The sequence below is a fragment of the Phaeobacter sp. 11ANDIMAR09 genome, assembly GCF_001294455.1.
Classification (GTDB): domain Bacteria; phylum Pseudomonadota; class Alphaproteobacteria; order Rhodobacterales; family Rhodobacteraceae; genus Pseudophaeobacter.
Map to the genome: position 1 here is coordinate 117,734 of NZ_LIKT01000009.1, position 19,369 is coordinate 137,102.

The 19,369-nt window shown below is 60.3% G+C and carries 16 protein-coding genes; 7 read left to right on the plus strand and 9 right to left on the minus strand.

From position 1 onward, the window contains the following. Positions 1–103: 103 nt before the first annotated feature. The 5 genes from AN476_RS10085 to AN476_RS10105 all read right to left on the minus strand — a co-directional run bounded on the left by AN476_RS10085 (position 104) and on the right by AN476_RS10105 (position 7,046). Positions 104–886: a crotonase/enoyl-CoA hydratase family protein gene (locus AN476_RS10085; RefSeq protein ID WP_054461330.1), complete on the minus strand. Its 783-nt coding sequence runs from the start codon at positions 884–886 to the stop codon at positions 104–106. 53 nt (positions 887–939) lie between these two features. After that, positions 940–1,800, minus strand: coding sequence for a hydroxymethylglutaryl-CoA lyase (locus tag AN476_RS10090; protein ID WP_054461331.1), 861 nt, complete (start codon positions 1,798–1,800; stop codon positions 940–942). Between the two features lie 63 nt (positions 1,801–1,863). After that, positions 1,864–3,807, minus strand: coding sequence for an acetyl/propionyl/methylcrotonyl-CoA carboxylase subunit alpha (locus AN476_RS10095; protein WP_054461334.1), 1,944 nt, complete (start codon positions 3,805–3,807; stop codon positions 1,864–1,866). A gap of 87 nt (positions 3,808–3,894) precedes the next feature. Continuing rightward, a complete protein-coding gene (locus AN476_RS10100; protein WP_054461335.1) occupies positions 3,895–5,499 on the minus strand; it encodes a carboxyl transferase domain-containing protein in 1,605 nt (534 codons plus the stop codon). Then, positions 5,496–7,046 carry an AMP-binding protein gene (locus AN476_RS10105; RefSeq protein WP_054461337.1) on the minus strand — a complete coding sequence of 517 codons (1,551 nt, stop codon included), beginning with the start codon at positions 7,044–7,046 and terminating at the stop codon, positions 5,496–5,498. The genes AN476_RS10100 and AN476_RS10105 overlap by 4 nt, the downstream gene beginning before the upstream one ends. A 148-nt stretch (positions 7,047–7,194) precedes the next feature. Between AN476_RS10105 and AN476_RS10110 the strand changes: the two genes are divergently transcribed. Then, a complete protein-coding gene (locus AN476_RS10110) occupies positions 7,195–7,797 on the plus strand; it encodes an OmpW family protein (RefSeq protein WP_054461339.1) in 603 nt (200 codons plus the stop codon). 101 nt (positions 7,798–7,898) lie between these two features. Here the strand turns inward: AN476_RS10110 and AN476_RS10115 are convergent, their stop codons facing one another. The 3 genes from AN476_RS10115 to AN476_RS10125 all read right to left on the minus strand — a co-directional run bounded on the left by AN476_RS10115 (position 7,899) and on the right by AN476_RS10125 (position 11,233). Then, a complete protein-coding gene (locus AN476_RS10115) occupies positions 7,899–9,059 on the minus strand; it encodes an isovaleryl-CoA dehydrogenase (protein WP_054461341.1) in 1,161 nt (386 codons plus the stop codon). A 239-nt stretch (positions 9,060–9,298) separates the two neighbouring features. After that, positions 9,299–10,492, minus strand: coding sequence for a DegT/DnrJ/EryC1/StrS aminotransferase family protein (locus tag AN476_RS10120; RefSeq protein ID WP_054461343.1), 1,194 nt, complete (start codon positions 10,490–10,492; stop codon positions 9,299–9,301). Between the two features lie 78 nt (positions 10,493–10,570). After that, positions 10,571–11,233: an HAD-IA family hydrolase gene (locus AN476_RS10125; protein ID WP_054461464.1), complete on the minus strand. Its 663-nt coding sequence runs from the start codon at positions 11,231–11,233 to the stop codon at positions 10,571–10,573. A 130-nt stretch (positions 11,234–11,363) separates the two neighbouring features. On the opposite strand from AN476_RS10125, the gene glmU reads away from it, so the two are divergent. From glmU to AN476_RS10140, 3 genes are read left to right on the plus strand one after another with little or no spacing between them, the layout of a single operon-like run. Next, complete coding sequence (gene glmU, locus AN476_RS10130; RefSeq protein ID WP_054461345.1) at positions 11,364–12,719, plus strand: bifunctional UDP-N-acetylglucosamine diphosphorylase/glucosamine-1-phosphate N-acetyltransferase GlmU; 1,356 nt, start codon at positions 11,364–11,366, stop codon at positions 12,717–12,719. Continuing rightward, on the plus strand, positions 12,719–14,542 hold the full coding sequence (gene glmS / locus AN476_RS10135; RefSeq protein WP_054461347.1) for a glutamine--fructose-6-phosphate transaminase (isomerizing): 1,824 nt from the start codon (positions 12,719–12,721) through the stop codon (positions 14,540–14,542). The genes glmU and glmS overlap by 1 nt, the downstream gene beginning before the upstream one ends. A gap of 4 nt (positions 14,543–14,546) precedes the next feature. Continuing rightward, positions 14,547–15,326, plus strand: coding sequence for a DNA alkylation repair protein (locus AN476_RS10140; RefSeq protein ID WP_054461349.1), 780 nt, complete (start codon positions 14,547–14,549; stop codon positions 15,324–15,326). A gap of 2 nt (positions 15,327–15,328) precedes the next feature. Here AN476_RS10140 and AN476_RS10145 read toward each other — a convergent pair whose 3' ends face one another. Next, complete coding sequence (locus tag AN476_RS10145; RefSeq protein ID WP_054461352.1) at positions 15,329–15,829, minus strand: lipoprotein; 501 nt, start codon at positions 15,827–15,829, stop codon at positions 15,329–15,331. Positions 15,830–15,921: 92 nt separating this feature from the next. Between AN476_RS10145 and moaA the strand changes: the two genes are divergently transcribed. The 3 genes from moaA to AN476_RS10160 are packed head-to-tail and all read left to right on the plus strand — an operon-like array spanning position 15,922 to position 19,308. After that, entirely contained in the window at positions 15,922–16,932 is a 1,011-nt protein-coding gene (gene moaA / locus AN476_RS10150; protein ID WP_054461354.1) for a GTP 3',8-cyclase MoaA, read from the plus strand. 10 nt (positions 16,933–16,942) lie between these two features. Next, entirely contained in the window at positions 16,943–18,268 is a 1,326-nt protein-coding gene (locus AN476_RS10155; RefSeq protein ID WP_054461356.1) for a 3-deoxy-D-manno-octulosonic acid transferase, read from the plus strand. Then, positions 18,265–19,308, plus strand: a complete 1,044-nt coding sequence (locus AN476_RS10160) for a glycosyltransferase family 4 protein (RefSeq protein ID WP_054461358.1) — start codon at positions 18,265–18,267, stop codon at positions 19,306–19,308. The genes AN476_RS10155 and AN476_RS10160 overlap by 4 nt, the downstream gene beginning before the upstream one ends. Positions 19,309–19,369: the final 61 nt, after the last annotated feature.

Sequence of the window (19,369 nt, forward strand, 5' to 3'; positions counted from 1 at the left end):
GCTACGAGTTAATTTCTTATTATTTCCATAAGGAAAGGCGCCGCATATTTTTGCGACGCCTTAAAAACAGACATTGGAAATATTGGTTAATATTTGCGGTGAATCAGCCCTGCCAACGGGGTTTGCGCTTGTCAAAGAAGGCCGAAATTCCCTCTGGCGCCTCGTCGCCTTCCCAGCAATCAACCAGAGCCTGAATGGTCATATCGATGACCTCGTCATCCAGCCGCGGCCCAAGGTTGCGTGTGAGCTGCTTTGCCGCGGCCACTGCACGCGGGGCACAGCTCAGATAAGGGACAACCTCGGCTTCAACCGCGGCAGCCAGATCTGCTGCGGGCACCGCTTTGGCCAACAACCCCAGTTCCACAGCTTCCGCAGCGCCAAAGAGCCGCGCCGACATGAACACCCTGCGCGCCCGAGATTCGCCCATGCGGGCCACCACATAGGGGCCGATGGTGGCGGGGATCAGCCCCAGCTTTGTTTCCGTCAGCCCCATCTTCAAATGATCTACACCAATAGCCACATCACAGACCGAGGCCATGCCAACGCCGCCACCAAAAGCATTCCCCTGAATGGCACCGATCAGCGGCTTGGGCATGGTGTTTAAGATCATCAGGGTTTCCGCGAGGACACGCGCCTCGGCCGCCCGGGTTTTGGCATCCGCCTCCATCTGCTTTTGCATCCAGGTCAGATCGCCACCGGCACAGAAACTCTTGCCCGCGCCAGTCAGCACCACCACCCGCACCTCATCATCCGCCGCAAGCTGTTCCGCCGCCGCTTTGATCTCCAACAGCATCTCACCAGACATGGCATTGTGCTTTTCCGGCCGGTTCAAGGTCAGCGTCGCAACGCCGCGCTCATCCGTTTCAATCAAGACAGTCTTGTACATTCTCAGTCCCTCTTCCCTCTTGCCTCTTTGGCCCCTGCGGCTCTAGCGCCTCGTTATGCGCTGTCACTGCGCATTGATTTGGCCATCTGAGCCGCCTGCAGCAGAACCTCCGGGTTCAAACCGGTTTCATACCCCAGTCCCACCAGGTGATCGTGCACCGCTTCGGTGGCGACATTGCCAGCGGCACCTGGCGCATAGGGGCAACCGCCCAGCCCCCCAACCGCCGCATCAAAGACCCGAACACCCTGGTCGAGCGAGGCCTCGATATTTTCCAAGGCCCGCCCAGCGGTGTCGTGATAATGGCCGGCAAGATGCGAGACGGGCACCCGTTTCGTTACGACAGTCAGCATTTTGCTGATGGAGTCCGGCGTGCCCTGACCGATGGTATCGCCCAGCGACACCTCATAGCAGCCCAGCAAATGCAGCGTCTCCGCAACCAGCGCCACCTGTTCGGGATCAGTTGGTCCATCAAAGGGACAATCCGTGACGCAGGACACATAGCCGCGCACTGGCAACTTCAGCGTCGAGGCGGCCTGCAGGATCGGTTTGAAACGCTCAATGCTTTCACGGATAGAGGCATTGATATTGGCGCGGGAAAACCCTTCAGAGGCCGAGGCAAACACCGCGATCTCATCCGCCCGCGCCGCAACCGCATCCTCATAGCCACGCATATTGGGGGTCAAGGCGGCATAGGAGACCCCCGGAGCCCGCTGAATACCAGCCAGAACCTCGCCACTGCCCGCCATCTGCGGCACCCATTTAGGGGACACAAAACTGGCAACCTCTATGCGGCGAAACCCAGCCCGAGACAGGCAATCCACCAGAGCCACCTTTTCCGCCACGGGAATGGCGCGTTTCTCATTTTGCAGCCCGTCGCGCGGCCCCATCTCAAAGATCTCGACAGATTGGCTCATGGCCGATCCTTCCCTCTTCATCTTTCTATAAATATTCAAAAAGCCCGATCAGCAGCCCACGCCTCAGTCCTCTTCCAGGCGCACCAGTGCAGCCCCTGCCTCAACCTGGTCGCCGCCTGCGGCCAGAACCTCGGCAACAACGCCATCCCGAGCCGCCAGCAAGGAGTGCTCCATCTTCATGGCTTCCAAAATGGCCAGGCGGTCCCCCTCTTTCACCGCATCACCGGCTTTGGCAAAAACGGCTTTCACCAGACCCGGCATTGGCGCCTCGATCAGGTTGAGATCGCCCCCGGCTGAGGCATCGCGGTCCAGCGGATCGACCACTTCAAAGACATGTCCATACCCATCAAAGACGGTGATGGTATTCCCCGACTGCGCCAGGGGCGGCAAGCGATCGCCACTCAGACCCCAGGAGCCGGCGATCCGGCGGGCACAGATCTGATCCTCAGGATGCCCCGGAAATTCCCAGATTTGATCATTCGGCCCGCCCACCTCGACCACGGCCTCAAAGACCTCGCCCTGGTGGCTGAGATGAACCGAACGGCGCAGGTCGGACCAAAGCGTAAAGCCGGCATCCCAATCAAGGTCGATAAGGCCGAGCGCCTGCATGCCAGCAGCCGCCCTGTGCTCGAACGTGACCGCTGGCGCCTGCATCAACTCGTCAAGACCCCGTGCGATCAGCCCCGTGTCCACATCCCCCGCAGCAAAGCCTTTATGAGCCGCCAGCGCGCCGAGAAAGGCAAGGTTCGTGACAGTGCCACCAACCTCGGTTTGCGCCAGCGCCTGCGATAGGCGTGACAGAGCGATTTCCCGCGTTGGCCCATGCACGATCACCTTGGAGATCATCGGATCATACCAGGGGCTGATGGTATCGCCTGCCCGCACACCGCTGTCGGCGCGGCAGTTTTCGGGGAATTTCAGATGGGTCAGTGTCCCGGTAGCAGGCAAAAAGCCCTTGGGCACATCCTCGGCATACAGGCGCGCTTCAAAGGCATGGCCCGTGATCGACAGCTCGGCCTGCCGTTTCGGCAGCGCCTCCCCTGCGGCCACGCGCAGCTGCCATTCCACCAGATCAACACCGGTGATCAGCTCCGACACCGGATGCTCCACCTGCAGACGGGTGTTCATTTCCATGAACCAGAAGCCATCGGCGCGCAGGCCATTGCTGCCATCAACGATGAATTCCACCGTACCGGCACCTTTGTAACCGATGGCCTCAGCGGCGCGCACGCCTGCCTCGCCCATGGCTGCGCGCATCTCATCGGTCATGCCCGGTGCGGGCGCTTCTTCGATCACCTTTTGGTGGCGGCGCTGCAGCGAGCAGTCGCGCTCAAACAGATGCACCGCATGAGTGCCATCGCCAAAGACCTGGATTTCAATATGGCGCGGTTGTTGGATGTATTTCTCGATCAGCACATCGGGATTGCCAAAGGAGGTTGTCGCCTCGCCCTGCGCGCTGGCCAGGGCAACGGTAAACTCCGCAGCGGCTTCGACCAGGCGCATTCCCTTGCCGCCGCCGCCGGCAACGGCCTTGATCAACACGGGATAGCCGATCTTGTCGGCCTCGCCTTTCAGGAACTCCGCGTCCTGATTGGCGCCGTGGTAACCAGGCACAACTGGCACACCGGCCTCTTCCATCAACACCTTGGCGGCATCTTTGAGGCCCATTTTGCGGATGGCATCCGCAGAAGGACCGATAAAGGTCAGACCCGCGGCCTCAACCGCGTCAACAAAGTCGGGATTCTCCGACAAAAAACCGTAGCCCGGGTGGATCGCCTTGGCGCCCGTAGCCTTGGCCATGGCGATGATCTCATCGCCCAGGAGATAGCTGTCGGCCGGCGCCGGACCATGGCCGATGTGGCAGGCCTCATCCGCCATAGCTACATGTTTCGCGGCGCGGTCCGCATCCGAATAGACGGCTACGGTTTTGACGCCCAGCGCCCTGGCAGTTTCCATGACGCGACAGGCGATTTCACCACGGTTGGCAATCAGGATTTTATCAAACATGGGGTTGTGTCCTTTGTTTGGAACGTCGGACCGGGGGCGCTGCCCCCGGACCCCCGGAATATTTTGGGAAAGATGATAGAGCCCGGATTACATCCGGAAGACACCAAAGCGGGTTTCATCGATTTCTGCATTCAGGGCTGCGCTCAGTGACAGGGCCAGAACATCGCGGCTTTTGCGCGGGTCAATGATGCCATCATCCCACAGACGTGCTGAGGCGTAGAGCGGATGGCTTTGCTCTTCGAACATATCAATTGTGGGCTGTTTGAACTGCGCCTCTTCATCCGTGGACCAGCTGCCGCCCTGGCGCTCGATTGCGTCGCGTTTCACCGTGGCCAGAACCCCGGCGGCCTGTTCGCCGCCCATTACGGAAATCCGCGAGTTGGGCCAGGTCCAGAGGAAGCGCGGCTGATAGGCGCGCCCGGCCATGCCGTAGTTGCCCGCGCCAAAGGACCCGCCCACCAGCATGGTGATCTTGGGCACATTGGTGGAGGCCACCGCGGTCACCATCTTGGCGCCGTGGCGGGCGATGCCTTCGTTTTCATATTTACGTCCCACCATGAAGCCCGTGATGTTTTGTAGGAAAACCAGTGGGATTTTGCGCTGCGAGCAGAGCTCGACAAAATGCGCGCCCTTTTGCGCCGCTTCGGAAAACAGCACACCGTTGTTAGCGATAATCCCCACAGGGCAGCCTTTGACATGGGCAAAGCCCGTCACCAAGGTTTCACCGTAGCGCGGTTTGAACTCGTCAAAGCGCGAGCCATCCACCAGGCGGGCGATGACTTCGCGGATGTCATAGGGGGTGCGCAGATCGCCGGGCACCACGCCGAGGATTTCCTCGGGGTCATAGGCGGGTTCTTCGGGAGAGGCCCAGTTTACCGTTTGTGGCTTGGTGATGTTGAGCGATTGCACCGCGCGACGGGCCAAAGCAAGCGCATGGGCGTCATCTTCGGCCAGGTAATCAGCCACACCAGAGAGGCGCGTGTGCACATCGCCGCCGCCCAGATCCTCGGCCGAAACCACCTCACCGGTGGCGGCCTTGACCAGGGGCGGACCGGCCAGGAAGATGGTGCCCTGTTCCTTTACAATGATGGTCACATCGGACATGGCGGGCACATAGGCACCACCGGCGGTGCAGGACCCCATAACCACAGCGATCTGCGGAATGCCTTTGGAGGACATGCGGGCCTGGTTATAGAAGATCCGGCCAAAGTGGTCGCGATCCGGGAAGACCTCGTCCTGTTGCGGCAGGTTGGCGCCGCCAGAGTCGACCAGGTAGATGCAGGGGAGGTGGTTTTCCTCGGCAATCTCCTGGGCGCGCAGGTGTTTTTTCACCGTCATCGGGAAATAGGTGCCGCCCTTTACGGTGGCATCGTTGCAGACCACCATGACCTCTTGGCCATGCACCCGGCCGATACCGGCGATCACCCCTGCGGCGGGGGCGGCATTGCCATACATGTTGTGGGCGGCGGTGGCGCCGATTTCGAGGAAGGGCGAGCCGGGGTCAAGAAGGTTCGCCACACGGCGGCGCGGCAACATCTTGCCACGGCTCTCGTGGCGGGCACGGGACTTTTCACCACCGCCCAGACGCGCGGCCTCGGCAACCTCGTCGATCTGCTCTAAGGCTTCAAGATGCGCGTTTAAATTGGCCTTAAAGCCCTCAGAGGAAGGCATCGCCTTGGATTTGAGTTTCATGATGATGACTCCTGTTTCGGTTCTGCGCTTTCCTGCGCGGCGCGCGCTTTAAGCTCTTTGCGGATGACTTTACCGGTTACGGTCATGGGCAGGCTTTCAACAAAGGCGATCTCTCGGGGATATGAGTATTGGGCCAGCCGGTCTTTGACATAGATCTGCAAATCCCGCTCTGTCGCCATAGCCTCCGGTTTAAGCACCACATAGGCCTTGACGATTTCGGTGCGCAGCGGATCTGGCTTGCCGACAACGCCAACGGTGGCCACGGCCGGGTGGGTCATCAGGCAGTCTTCGATCTCGGCAGGGCCTATGCGGTAGCCAGCCGAGGTAATGACGTCATCCTCACGACCGACAAAGCGCAGGAAGTCCCCTTCCCAGATACCGCGGTCGCCGGTGATCAACCAGTCGCCGCAGAACTTGGCGGCGGTCTCTTCCGGGCGGTTCCAGTATTTCAGCATCATTGAGGCTGAGCCGCGGCGCACCCCAACATCGCCCTCGCCTGTGGTGGGATGACCATCGCTGTCGAGAACGGCCAGTTGATGGCCCGGAACCGGCTTGCCAATGCAACCGGGGCTGGGCGCATAGTCAACGCCGCAGGAGGAAGCCACCATATTGCATTCGGTCTGGCCGTAGAACTCGTTGATGGTCACGCCAAAGCTCGACTGGCCCCAAGCGAGCATCTCTGCGCCCAGGGGCTCTCCGCCAGAGGCAACCGAGCGCAGACCGTCGAGCCCCTGCCCCGCCGCTTTCAACATGCGCAGGGCTGTGGGTGGAAAGAAGACATTGCGCACATCGCCGCGCCTGACCAGATCGGCGCAGGCCTCGGGAGTGAACTTATCCAGCCGCGCCGCCACAACTGGCACACCCAGCGCCAGCCCCGGCATAAGCACGTCAAACAGCCCGCCAATCCAGGCCCAATCCGCTGGGGTCCAGAGGCAATCCCCAGGCTGGCCTAGGTGGTCGTGGCTGATCGCCACTCCGGGCAAATGCCCCGTCAGCACGCGATGGCCGTGCAGGGCGCCCTTGGGGCTGCCGGTCGTGCCAGAGGTATAGATCAAAACCGCTGGTGTTTCAGCAGAGGTCTCGGCAAAGGCAATCGAGGCACCTTCGCGGGAGACCTGGTCCACCAGCACGGCTTCGGCCAGATCCCCCAAGAGGTCGACGCCTTCGGGGTCGGTCAATACAAAAGAGACACCAGCATCGCCAGCCCGCGAGGCCAGGGCATCGCGTTTGAACAGCTTAAACAACGGCACGGAAATGGCGCCCAGTTTCCAGAGGGCCAGATGCGCCGCGGCGCACCAGGGCGATTGGCTCAGCAAAACGCCGACCCGATCCCCCGCTTTGATGCGGGTCATCAGATAGCGCGCCAGCCCATCAACCATCGTCGCCAGCTCTCCATGGGTGATGTCGCGCCGCTCCCCCCCTGTGAGATCAATGATCGCCAGCTTGTCTGCAGCATGGGCCATGGCCTGTTGCGCCAAATTGATCTGAGCCGGGAGGCACCATTCACTCTGGGGTGTCAGGCCGGGGGTTTGAACTACTTCAGTCATCGAAACTATTCCCAAATTGCATAGCTGCTATGCTGATTTTTCCTGACATTCCAAGTGGCAAGCTCACGCTCTTTTGATCCAGATCAGTGAGCCCTGGCGATTTTGGGCGCAGATAGAGCGGGCAAATACAAGAAAAGGGAATCCCCCCATGAAACGTTCCGCTTCCATCCTGGCCCTGGCAACTGCCTGTACCGTTCTGGCCGTTCCAGCCTTTGCTCAGTCGCAGGGCGACTGGACCTTTGGCGTTGGTGTCATCAACGTCAACCCTAAGTCCGACAACGGCACTCTGGCTGGTGGTGCGACCACATTGACCGACGACACTCAGATCTCTTTGACTGTCGAATACTTCATTCGCGACAACATCGGTATCGAACTGCTGGCCGCGACCCCCTTTGAGCATGACATCAACATTGCCGGTGTTGGCTCTGCCACCGCCAAGCAATTGCCGCCCACCCTGTCGATCAACTACCACTTCCCCACCAAAGGCAAAATCAAGCCCTTCGTTGGTGCAGGCATCAATTACACCACTTTCTTTGAAGAAGAGACTGCGCTGGGTGTACTGGAGCTGAAAGACAGCTGGGGTTTTGCACTGCAGGCCGGTGCCGACTGGCAGGTCTCCGACAAAGGTGCTCTGCGTCTGAACGTGCGCTACATGGACATCGATTCCGATGCCTATCTCGGTGGTGCCTCCATCGGCACAGCGGAAATCGATCCGGTCACCATTGGTGTCAGCTACGTTCACAGGTTCTGATCCTTTGATCTAACATCTCTTGGTGGGCCTCATGGGGCCTACCACCCCGCTCTAAAAACCCCCACTTGGCCTCCCTCGGACAGGTGGGGGTTTTCTTTGGCCTACATGGTGCCCATCAACTCGCGGCCGATCAGCATCCGGCGGATTTCCGAAGTGCCCGCACCGATTTCCATCAGCTTGGCATCCCGGAAAATCCGGCCCACGGGGTTGTCAGACAGATAACCCGCACCGCCCAGCGCCTGAACCGCCTGATGCGCCTGCACCATGGCCTGCTCCGAGGCATAAAGACAGCAAGCGGCCGCGTCCTGGCGGGTCACAGTGCCCTTGTCGCAGGCCTTGGCCACCTCGTAGATATAGGCGCGGGCCGAGTTCATCGCGGTGTACATATCGGCGATCTTGGCCTGCATCAGCTGGAAGTTTCCGATGGGCTGGCCGAATTGCTTGCGCTCTTTCAGATAGGGCATCATTTCGTCCATACAGGCGGCCATGATCCCCGTACCGATACCCGCCAGAACCACGCGCTCATAATCAAGACCCGACATCAGCACCTTGACGCCCCGGCCCTCTTCGCCCAGCACATTCTCAAACGGCACTTCGCAGTCTTCAAAAATCAGCTCGGCGGTGTTGGAGCCGCGCATACCCAGCTTGTCGAAATGCGGCGAGGTTGAGAAGCCTTTGAAGTCTTTCTCGATGATGAAGGCGGTGATGCCCTTGGAGCCGGCATCCGGGTCCGTCTTGGCATAGACCACCAGCGTGTCGGCATCTGGGCCGTTGGTGATCCAGTATTTATTGCCATTCAGGCGGTAGTGATCATTGCGCTTTTCCGCCCGAAGCGACATCGACACAACATCGGAACCGGCGCCTGCTTCTGACATGGCCAGCGCGCCCACATGCTGGCCAGAGACCAACCCAGGCAGGTATTTCTTTTTCTGCTCATCCGTGGCGTTCAGCTTGATTTGGTTGACGCAGAGGTTGGAATGCGCGCCGTAGGACAGCGAGACCGAGGCCGAGGCCCGCGCCACCTCCTCAACCGCGACGGTATGGGCCAGATAGGACATGCCTGCGCCGCCGAACTCTTCTGGCACGGTGATGCCCAGCAGACCAAGCTCTCCCATCTCCGTCCACAGCTCTGGTGGGAATTCGTTCTTCTGGTCGATCCCCTGCGCCATCGGCTTTACGCGATCCTGCGCCCAGCGATGCACCATGTCACGCAGTGCATTTACCTCATCCCCAAGATCGAATTGCATGCTTGCATTGAACATTGGTCGCTCCCTCTATCAAGCTGTCTGTCAGGTTATCTGAACACTTGTTCATTTACTAGCCGCAAACCTCGATTCGGGTCAATCCCCAGCCCTGCGGTCTTTGCCTTCGCCTGCCTGTGGCAAAGACACGCGCCTTGACGCAGGCAAGCGATCGCTGGGTCCTGCGCTATGTGCCGCACCACAAAAAAGGCCCCCCGGAAACGGGAGGCCCATTGCAATCATTGTTGGATCAGATGGCTCTAACCGGCCTGAAAGACGCCAGAGACTTCGGCGCGGATGATGCGGGCGATCAGCGCGCAGTCTTCAAGACTAAAGGTCAGCGGCACCCGCATATCAACGATCCCTGCCAGAATGCGGTCGCTTGAGGGCAGGCTCTGCGCTTCGGCATAGCGCCAACTGTCATATCGAGAGGTAAAGCCCTTGGGCTCGGCGCCGCCAAACCACTTGAGCTCAACCCCGCGTTTGGCGCAACGAGCGATCACCTCCGCCACGGCTTCCGCGCTCCAGTCCAACAGCAGGAACTGAATGGAAGATCCGACATAGGTTTCCTCCTCCGGGCGCTCCACAAGCGTCAGGCCCGGCAAATCACGCAGCCCGGCTTCAAGTTTCTGATAGCGCTCGTTCCAACGCGCCACTTGGGTATCCAACTCACGCAGCTGCGGACGCAGGATTGCGGCGCGCAGATTGTCCATACGGCCAGAGATATTGGGGGTTTCATATTTCACCCGCTCAAAAACCTCAGGGCCCGGCGCAGCCAGATGACGCTCATAGAGCATGTATGAGCCCGACAGCATGATAGCACGCGCTGCGACCTCTTCGTCATCGGTGACCAGCAGCCCCCCTTCGCCGGAGTTCACATGTTTATAGGTCTGACAGGAATAGCAACCGATAGCGCCCTGACGCCCCGAAGGGACCCCTTTCCAGGCGGCCCCCATGGTATGGGCACAATCCTCAATCACGGTGATGCCTGCGTCGTCGCAGATCTGCATCAGGCGCTCCATGTCACACAGATGGCCCCGCATGTGGCTCAGCATCAGCACCGAGGCCTGATCCGCCTTGGCCGCCAGGTCTTCCAGATCAATGACCAGATCCTCACTGACATCGACAAAAACCGGCTCTGCCCCAACAGCGGCAATCGACCCCGGAACAGGGGCCAGGGTAAAGGCATTGGTCAGCACCTTGTCGCCATACTGAACACCCACCGCCCGCAGGGCCGTCGCCAAGGCATAGCCTCCCGAGGCCACCGCCAGGCAGTACTTTGCCCCAACCTGGGCCGCAAACTCCTGCTCCAGAAGGGCCGCCTCGCCCAGCTCGCCCTCAACAACATTGTAACGGTGCAGGCGCCCGTGACGCATGACATTCATAGCGGCCTCGATGGCCACCTCCGGGAGTGCTTCTTGTTGGGTGAAGCTGCCAGTGAAATTCTCGCTCATGACCTGTTTGTGAGCCGCCGCCCCGCAGGGGTCAAGAGGGAAGAACCTGTGCATGAGCACCAGAACGGCTGCACCCGGTCACCCGATCAGGCGAGCAACTACGCCGGGCAGGTCCTCGTAACGGTCCAGCAGCGCCTCGGGTTTGAGCGCTGCCATATCGCCACCGGCAGGGCCAAAGGTCACCAGCACCGAGGGCACCCCAGCATTGGCAGAGGTGTTGCGATCCGTGTCACTGTCGCCAATCAAAATCGTTTTGTTAGGATCTCCTCCAGCCCGGCGCGCCGCCTCAAACAGCGGTTCGGGGTCGGGTTTACGCACTGGCAGCGTATCCGCCCCCACCAGCGAGGCAAAGGCATCCCGCACCCCCAAGGATCGCATCAATTGCTCGGCCAGCGCCTCGGGCTTGTTGGTACAAATGCCAACACCGTAACCCGCCACTTTTAGCGCCTCGATTGCCTCCATTGCGCCAGGGTAGAGAAAGCTGTGATGGTCAATCGCATCGCGGTAGGCCTCCAGCAGCACCGGGTAATAGGCGTCCACCTTTTGAGCCTCATAGACTCCGGCCCGTTTCATTCCGGCGGCCAGCATCATCTTACCACCGCGCAGAGCTGTTGCCGCATCCTCCGGCTGAGTCAGGATGTCGCCCAGCCCCATTTGACGAAAACAGGCATTGGCCGCAGCCAATAGATCGCCCGATGTATCCGCCAGTGTTCCATCCAGATCAAAGATAACTGTTCGCATATTGCCCCCGCTCGGCGTCTTTTCGCTGCCCTTTATTGCAAGCCGCAACCTGTTTTGATGGCAGATTGGCTTGCACCCTTGCTGTTAGCGGATAGAACGGGGGCGGTAAAAGTCAAAGAGAAAACTGATAATGAGCACTGCCCTTGTCGTCCTTGCCGCAGGCAAAGGCACCCGAATGAACTCTGACATCCCCAAGGTTCTGCACCCCATCGCCCAGGGGGCGATGCTCGAGCACGCCCTCATTGCAGGTCGCGCGCTGGACCCCGAGCGGGTGATTGTGGTGGCCGGTCACGAAGCAGATGCTGTACGCGAAGCCGTCGCCGAAATCGACGAGAGTGCCGAAGTTGTCCTGCAGGAAGAACAGCTGGGCACGGCCCATGCGGTGGATCAGGCCCGCGAGGCCCTGAGAGGGTTCACTGGTGACGTTGTGGTGCTTTATGGCGACACCCCTTTTGTCAGCGCCGAAACGCTGGAACGTATGGTCGCTGCACGCGCCTCTGCCGATCTGGTGGTGCTGGGCTTTCACGCCGCAGACCCGGCACGCTATGGACGTCTGGTGATGCAGGGCGACAGCCTGGAACGCATTGTCGAATTCAAGGACGCTTCTGACACCGAGCGCGCCATTGATTTTTGCAACTCGGGCCTAATGGCCTGTGATGCTGCGCTGATGTTTGATCTCTTGGCCAAGATTGGCAATGAAAATGCCTCTGGCGAGTATTACCTCACCGATCTGGTAGAACTCGCCCGTGCAACCGGTCGTAGCGTCACAGCAATTGCCTGCGATGAAAGCGAAACCCTGGGCGTGAATTCCCGCGCCGATTTGGCCACTGCGGATGCGGTTTTCCAGGACAAAGCCCGGGCTGAACTGCTGGAATTGGGTGTCACACTAATGGCCCCCGAAACAGTCTATCTCGCCTTTGACACCGTCATTGGCCGCGACACGGTGATTGAACCAAATGTGGTTTTTGGCCCCGGTGTCACGGTTGAAAGCGGCGCTTTGATCCGCGCCTTTTCACATCTGGAAGGCTGCCACGTCAGCCGTGGCGCCAAGATCGGGCCCTACGCGCGTCTACGCCCAGGCGCTGAGCTAGCCGAAAACACCCATATCGGCAATTTTGTCGAAATCAAAAACGCTGAAATCGCCGAGGGCGCCAAGGTCAACCATCTGAGCTATATCGGCGATGCCTCTATTGGCAAAGAGACCAACATTGGGGCAGGCACAATTACCTGCAACTATGACGGGGTAATGAAACACCGCACCAAGATTGGCGCCCGCGCCTTTATCGGCTCCAACACCCTGCTGGTGGCGCCTGTAACCCTGGGCCATGAAACCATGACCGCCTCCGGCACCGTCGTGACCAAGGATGTCGACCATGGCGACCTGGCCATCTCCCGCACCAGGCAGGAAAACAAAGCAGGCTACGCAGAAAAACTCATGGACATGCTGCGCGCCAAAAAGGCCCGCCTGAAAAAAGGATCCGAATAATGTGTGGTATCGTAGGCGTCCTTGGCAACCACGAAGCAGCTCCGATCCTGGTCGAAGCCCTGAAACGGCTGGAGTATCGCGGCTATGACAGCGCCGGTATTGCCACCGTGAACAATGGCACCCTGGACCGGCGGCGTGCTCTGGGCAAGCTGGTTCATTTGAACGACCTTCTGGTGCATGAGCCCCTGCCCGGCAAGTCTGGCATCGGCCATACCCGCTGGGCCACCCATGGCGCGCCTTCGGTTGGCAATGCCCATCCGCATCGCGCCGGTGCCGTGGCTGTTGTGCACAATGGCATTATCGAAAACTACCGCGACCTGCGGGCCGAGCTGGCAGACTGCGGCATCGAGTTTCAGACCGAAACCGATACCGAAACCATTGCCCTGCTGACCCAGCGCTATCTGCAAGAGGGGCTGTCGCCTGTCGAGGCGGCCAACAAGACGCTGGATCAGCTCGAAGGGGCTTTTGCCCTCGCGTTTTTGTTTGACGGCGAAGAAGACCTGATGATCGCCGCCCGCAAGGGCTCGCCGCTAGCTGTGGGGCACGGCGACGGCGAAATGTTCATTGGCAGCGATGCCATTGCCCTGGCGCCGCTCACCGATCGCGTCACCTATCTGGAAGAAGGCGACCGCGTCTACCTGACCCGCACCAGTGTCGAAATTCGCGACGCCCAGGGCGTCCTGGCCAATCGGGCGATGAAAACCATCCAGATCGACGTCTCGCAGGTCGATAAGGCTGGCCACAAACATTATATGGCAAAAGAGATCGCCGAACAGCCCACCGTGATTGCCGAGGCCATCCGCCACTATCTGCCCGTGGGCGAAGATAAGGTGCATCTGCCGGACGACAGCATTGATTTCTCTCAGATCGAGCGGCTGACCCTGGTTGCCTGCGGCACCGCCTTTTATGCTTGCCTTACTGCCAAATACTGGTTCGAGCAGATCGCCCGCATCCCCGTCGAGGTCGATATCGCCTCGGAATTCCGCTACCGCGAACCACCTATCCCGGGCAAAACCGCTGCGCTGTTTGTCTCTCAGTCCGGCGAAACAGCCGATACCCTGGCGGCGCTGCGCTACTGTGAGGGCAAGGCGGATAAGATCCTGTCGGTGGTCAATGTCCCTGAAAGCTCGATTGCGCGGGAAAGCGATCTGGCGCTGCCCATTCATGCAGGCGTTGAAATTGGCGTGGCCTCGACCAAGGCTTTCACCTGCCAGCTCAGCGTTTTGCTGATGCTAGCGCTCAAGGCGGCAACCGACCGCGGAGAAATCTCTGCAGAGGATCTGCAGGCGCATATCTCCGCGCTGCGGGGACTGCCCAACGTTCTGGCTGCCGGGTTGGAGCAAAACGACAAGATCCGTCAGGCGGCTCAAAAGCTGAGCGAAGCCCGCGATATCTTGTTCCTGGGCCGTGGGCTGATGTTCCCGTTGGCGCTGGAAGGCGCGCTCAAGCTCAAGGAAATCAGCTATATCCACGCCGAAGCCTATGCCTCGGGCGAGCTGAAGCACGGGCCCATCGCGCTGATCGACAAACAAATGCCGGTGGTGGTCATGGCCCCACGGGACGCGCTTTTTGATAAATCTGTCTCCAATATGCAGGAGGTCATGGCACGCAAGGGCAAGGTGCTGTTGATCTCGGATGAGGCTGGCCTTAAGGAGGGCGGCGACGGTACCTGGGAAACCATCCAGATGCCACAGGTGCACGATAGCCTGACGCCCATCCTTTATGCGCTGCCAGCCCAGATGCTGGCCTATCACACCGCGGTGGCCAAAGGCACCGATGTGGATCAGCCGCGCAATCTAGCCAAATCCGTTACGGTGGAGTGACCTGATGACCCTTGAAGATGCCCTGAATGAGTTGAACGCGGCTTTTGAGCCCGGCCGCGCGGAACAGATGGTGAGCTATCACAAACAAAAGCGCATCGTCCTGGGCATCCCCAATACAGCAATCAATGACATCACCAAGGGCTGGCGTCAGGCGCTGACTGTGGAGGAGCGCGTCACCCTAGCGGATGAGCTGTGGAAAACAGATGTCTTTGAGGCCCGCATTGCTGCGGGCAAGCTGCTCACCCAGGCGCGGATTCAGGATGACTCGGCGGTCTGGGCGCTGCTGCAAAGCTGGTTGCCAGATTTTGACAGCTGGGCCATTGCTGATCACGCCTGTATGGCGATGCAAAAGCGCCTGGTGGCAAATCCCGCCCGCCTGGATGAGGTTGCCGTCTGGACCACCTCTGATCACATGTGGACCCGGCGCGCTGCTTTGGTGGCCACGTTGCCCTGGGCCAAGCTCAACAACCTCAAACCAGAAGACCAAGCCCGCCGTGACCAAATCCTGAGCTGGGCTGCCTCTTATGTACCGGATCGCACCTGGTTCCTGCAAAAGGCCATCGCCTGGTGGGTCCGCGATCTCAGCAAACATGACGCCACAGCCAGCCGCGACTTTTTGGTGCAACATGGCGCCGGGATGAAGCCCTTTGCCCGCAAAGAAGCCGCGAAGTATCTTAAAGAGCCGATCGAGTACCCGACCCTCGCATCTGTGGCACAAGAAACCGCGCAAGACCCAGAGGTGGAAACATCCGACGCCGGTGAAAACGCAGCCCCAGACTCCTGAGTTCAGCCTGCGGGCAGCACCTCGACCTCAACCAGTTCGGTCAGCGGCGCGCCAAGGGCGCGCATGGCGCTGATCGACAAGCGTCCAGCGGACCCGTCACCCGGCGCAGGTTTCAGCGTCACGGTGATGACCTTACCATTTGCACTGCGCAGCCGGGCAATTTGCTCGGTTGTGACCAAAGAGGTCTCCATCCATAGCCCCGGGATCACCGGATCACCCAGGGAGGCCACCGTTTGTGCCCGCCCCTGAAATCCGGGCAGAGCGCCCCCACTCCCTGTACCAGCGCCCAAGGCGCTGGAGCTGACAGCGGCAGGGTCCTGCACCATTGCCCCCTCTTGCGCGGTTTCCAGTTCCGGAATGGCCGAGAGCGGCGCCCCGGGATCACTTTGTGGTGCCTGAACCGGCGCGGCACCTCCCCCTCCCAGAATATCGGAGTTCCACTGCAAGGTATTGCAGCCACTTAAAAACACTGCAGGCACAAGGGCAAAAATCATCTGTTTCATGCGGCAAGCCTAGCCTTGGCGCGGACCTATTGCCAGCACCAAAACGCAGTCTCTCCTTGCCCTGAGCGAGTGTGCGCCTTAGCTATGACACCATGACTGCTCCACTGATTGATCCCTTCGCCCGCGCCATCACCTATCTGCGCGTATCGGTCACCGACCGGTGTGATTTCCGATGCGTTTACTGCATGTCGGAAAACATGACCTTTCTGCCTAAGAAAGAGCTGCTCACACTCGAAGAGCTGGACCAGCTGTGTTCCAGCTTTATCAAGTTGGGGGTGCAGAAACTGCGCATCACTGGCGGTGAGCCCCTGGTACGGCGTGGGATTATGACCTTCTTTGCAAGCATGACCCGCCATCTGGACAGCGGCGCGCTCAAGGAACTGACCTTGACCACCAATGGATCGCAGTTGGAGAAATACGCCGAAGCGCTCTATGCCGCCGGGGTGCGCCGGGTGAATATCTCGCTCGACACTCTGGATGAACAAAAATTTGCGGATGTCACCCGCTGGGGCCGCCTGCCCCAGGTGCTGCGCGGCATTGATGCGGCACAAAAGGCCGGCCTGCGGGTCAAGATAAACGCAGTGGCGCTCAAAGGGTTTAACGAGGAAGAACTCCCGAAAATCACCCAATGGTGCGCCACGCGCGATCTGGACCTTACCTGGATTGAAGTGATGCCGATGGGCGAAGACATGGGCGATGAAAAGCGCATCGGCCAGTTCTGGTCGCTCAAAGAGGTGCGGGCAGAGTATGAAAAACACTACACTGTCAGCGATCTGGCCGAGCGTTCCGGCGGCCCCGCGCGCTACGTGCGGCTGGAAGAGACCGGCCAAAAGATCGGCTTCATCACTCCGCTCAGCCATAATTTCTGCGAAAGCTGCAATCGCGTGCGTATCACCTGCACCGGCGAAATCTACACCTGCCTTGGGCAGGAAGGCTCGGCGGATCTGCGGGCACCTTTGCGCGCCAGTCAGGGCGATCCTGAGGTGCTGGAGCAGGCCATCCGTGCCGCCATTGGTGACAAGCCCAAGGGCCATGATTTCGACTATTCCCGGCAAGAGGTGGGGGGCACCATGTCACGCCACATGAGCCACACCGGCGGTTAAGCGAAACACCATGACCAAGCCCCAAAAAACAGCACCTCCGACGCTGCTGTTTCACAGCTATCGCGCCCTGACGGCGCTCCTGGCTCCGCTTGCCTATCGCAGGGTTTCTGCAAAACTTGCCGACCAGGGGGTTAGCACGACACGCCAGCGCGAAAGACTGGGCCATGCCAGCCAGCCACGCCCGGATCTTGACGCAGGGGCCGCGCTGATCTGGTTTCATGGCGCCTCCGTCGGGGAAAGCCTGGCGGCCATTACCCTGATCAAGCGGCTGCACAGGTGCCTACCCGAGGCGCGGTTCTTGCTCACCTCCGGCACCGCCACCTCCGCCGAAATGGCTGCAAAGCGGCTGCCAGACTGCGCCCAGCACCAATTTGCGCCGCTGGATTCGCAGAGGGCGGTAACCCGGTTTCTGTCCCATTGGCGCCCCGACGCCGGGATCTTTGTTGAAAGCGAGCTCTGGCCCGTGACCCTGTCGGCAGCCAAGGCCCGCGGCACCCGGCTGGCGCTGGTCAATGCCCGGCTCTCGGCCAAATCGGTGGCAGGCTGGCGCAAGAAACTGCCAACCGCACGGTTTGTTCTCGGGCTATTTGACCTGCTGTTGACCCAAAACAAAACCGTGGCCCGGGATCTATGCGCGCTCGGCGCAAACCCGGAGCGGGTTTTTCCAAGTGGCAATCTTAAGGCTGGGGCAGCCGCCTTGCCACAGAACGACGATTTGGTGGCGGAGATGAAGCGTGGTCTTGCCGGTCGCCCCCTATGGATTGCCAGCTCGACACATAATGGCGAAGAGGAAATCGTGCTGGCGGCCCATAGGGCTCTGCTGCGTGACCATCCCGACCTTTGCCTGCTGCTGGCCCCACGCCACCCAGAGCGTGCCGATGAAATCGCCCAAGAGATTGCGAAAGCAGGGCTGAGCTCAGTCAAACGCAGCGCAGGAACGGCGCTGACAGCCAATACCCAGGTCTATCTGGCCGATACCCTGGGCGAGCTGGGCAGCTGGTATGCCCTGTCTCCGATTGTTTTCCTCGGCGGCTCCCTCTTGCCGATTGGCGGCCACAATCCCTTTGAGGTCGCTCAGGCCGGCGCAGCGGTGCTGACCGGGCCGGGCTACAGCAACTTCATCGAGACCTTCCCGCCGATGATCAAAGCTGGCGGCGCTACCGAAGTGAGCAATGCCACGGATCTGGCCCAGGCGGTGGATCTGTGGCTGACCCAGCCGGAGCGGTTGCAAACCGCGCGCACCTCTGCCCGCACCTTTATCGATGTACAATCCGGCCAGCTCGACACAGTGGTCGAGCGGCTGATCCAGAGCCTCAACCTGAAGCAAGCCATATGACCGAACTCTTTGTCACCAATTTCAATAAGAACTTCACCGGGGTCTCTTCCACGGCGGCAAATGTGCTGCGTCAACAGGTTGCTCTGCATGATCTGGCTTTGGTGGGGCGCCCCCTGCCCGGCTGCCCCGCCCCGATCAGTGTCAAACAGGCGCGGCAGATGTCGGTAACGCCTCCCGAAAAATACCCCTTTGCCATCTGGCATGTGCGCCGCAATACTGAAATGCGCGCCGCAATCTGGGCACGGGATGTGCTGCGCCTGCCCATCCGTATTGTCTTCACCTCGGCTGCTATACGCCGCCACTCCGCCTTTCCCCGCTGGCTGATTGCGCGCATGGATGCCATTGTTGCCACCAGCGATGAGGCCGCAAGCTTTGTCCCTCATGTGCGCGCCGTTGCGCCCCATGGGGTCGATACCGACAATTTCACCCCGGCGCCGGACCGCCGCGCCGCCTGGCAGGCGCTGGGATATGGCGGCGAGATGGGGATCGCCACCATTGGCCGTATTCGCCCCGAAAAAGGCACCGATCTGTTTGTCGAAGCCATGCTGCAACTGCTGCCGCAGCTTCCCGGTGCAAAGGCGCTGGTTCTGGGCCGCGCTGCGCGCGAGCATCAGGGTTTTCTGAGAGGCTTGCAGGACAAGATCAGGGCCGCAGGACTGACAGATCGCATCCTCTTTCCCGGCGAAATCCCTGCCGCTGATCTGCCTCGGATCATGCAGGCCCTGTCGCTGGTTATGCAATTGCCCCGCTACGAGGGCTACGGCATGGTGCCCCTTGAGGGTATGGCCAGCGCAGTGCCCTTTGTTGGCTCTGAGGCTGGCTATTATCGGGCCTTTTCCGCGCAGGGCACAGCGGGACGGGTTGTCCCGCAGGACGCCCCGGCGCAGGGGGCAGAGGCAGCGCTTGCCCTATTGCGGGATCCGGATCTCTACCAGGCTATGTGCGCCCAGGCACGCGAAGTGGCTATACACAGCTTCAGCGCCGCCCGCGAGGCACAGGCAATCGAGGCCGTCTATCAGGAGCTGTGGGCCGGTGGCTAACCCCGTCCCTGCCGGCAGGACAGCAACGCAAAAGCCCCACAAGAAGCGCAAACAAAAAAGC

Bases quoted from the DNA above. Each gene is read 5' to 3' on its own strand.
- AN476_RS10085 (WP_054461330.1), bottom strand. From the start codon at position 886: ATGTACAAGACTGTCTTGATTGAAACGGATGAGCGCGGCGTTGCGACG.
- AN476_RS10090 (WP_054461331.1), bottom strand. From the start codon at position 1,800: ATGAGCCAATCTGTCGAGATCTTTGAGATGGGGCCGCGCGACGGGCTG.
- AN476_RS10095 (WP_054461334.1), bottom strand. From the start codon at position 3,807: ATGTTTGATAAAATCCTGATTGCCAACCGTGGTGAAATCGCCTGTCGC.
- AN476_RS10100 (WP_054461335.1), bottom strand. From the start codon at position 5,499: ATGAAACTCAAATCCAAGGCGATGCCTTCCTCTGAGGGCTTTAAGGCC.
- AN476_RS10105 (WP_054461337.1), bottom strand. From the start codon at position 7,046: ATGACTGAAGTAGTTCAAACCCCCGGCCTGACACCCCAGAGTGAATGG.
- AN476_RS10110 (WP_054461339.1), top strand. From the start codon at position 7,195: ATGAAACGTTCCGCTTCCATCCTGGCCCTGGCAACTGCCTGTACCGTT.
- AN476_RS10115 (WP_054461341.1), bottom strand. From the start codon at position 9,059: ATGTTCAATGCAAGCATGCAATTCGATCTTGGGGATGAGGTAAATGCA.
- AN476_RS10120 (WP_054461343.1), bottom strand. From the start codon at position 10,492: ATGAGCGAGAATTTCACTGGCAGCTTCACCCAACAAGAAGCACTCCCG.
- AN476_RS10125 (WP_054461464.1), bottom strand. From the start codon at position 11,233: ATGCGAACAGTTATCTTTGATCTGGATGGAACACTGGCGGATACATCG.
- glmU (WP_054461345.1), top strand. From the start codon at position 11,364: ATGAGCACTGCCCTTGTCGTCCTTGCCGCAGGCAAAGGCACCCGAATG.
- glmS (WP_054461347.1), top strand. From the start codon at position 12,719: ATGTGTGGTATCGTAGGCGTCCTTGGCAACCACGAAGCAGCTCCGATC.
- AN476_RS10140 (WP_054461349.1), top strand. From the start codon at position 14,547: ATGACCCTTGAAGATGCCCTGAATGAGTTGAACGCGGCTTTTGAGCCC.
- AN476_RS10145 (WP_054461352.1), bottom strand. From the start codon at position 15,829: ATGAAACAGATGATTTTTGCCCTTGTGCCTGCAGTGTTTTTAAGTGGC.
- moaA (WP_054461354.1), top strand. From the start codon at position 15,922: ATGACTGCTCCACTGATTGATCCCTTCGCCCGCGCCATCACCTATCTG.
- AN476_RS10155 (WP_054461356.1), top strand. From the start codon at position 16,943: ATGACCAAGCCCCAAAAAACAGCACCTCCGACGCTGCTGTTTCACAGC.
- AN476_RS10160 (WP_054461358.1), top strand. From the start codon at position 18,265: ATGACCGAACTCTTTGTCACCAATTTCAATAAGAACTTCACCGGGGTC.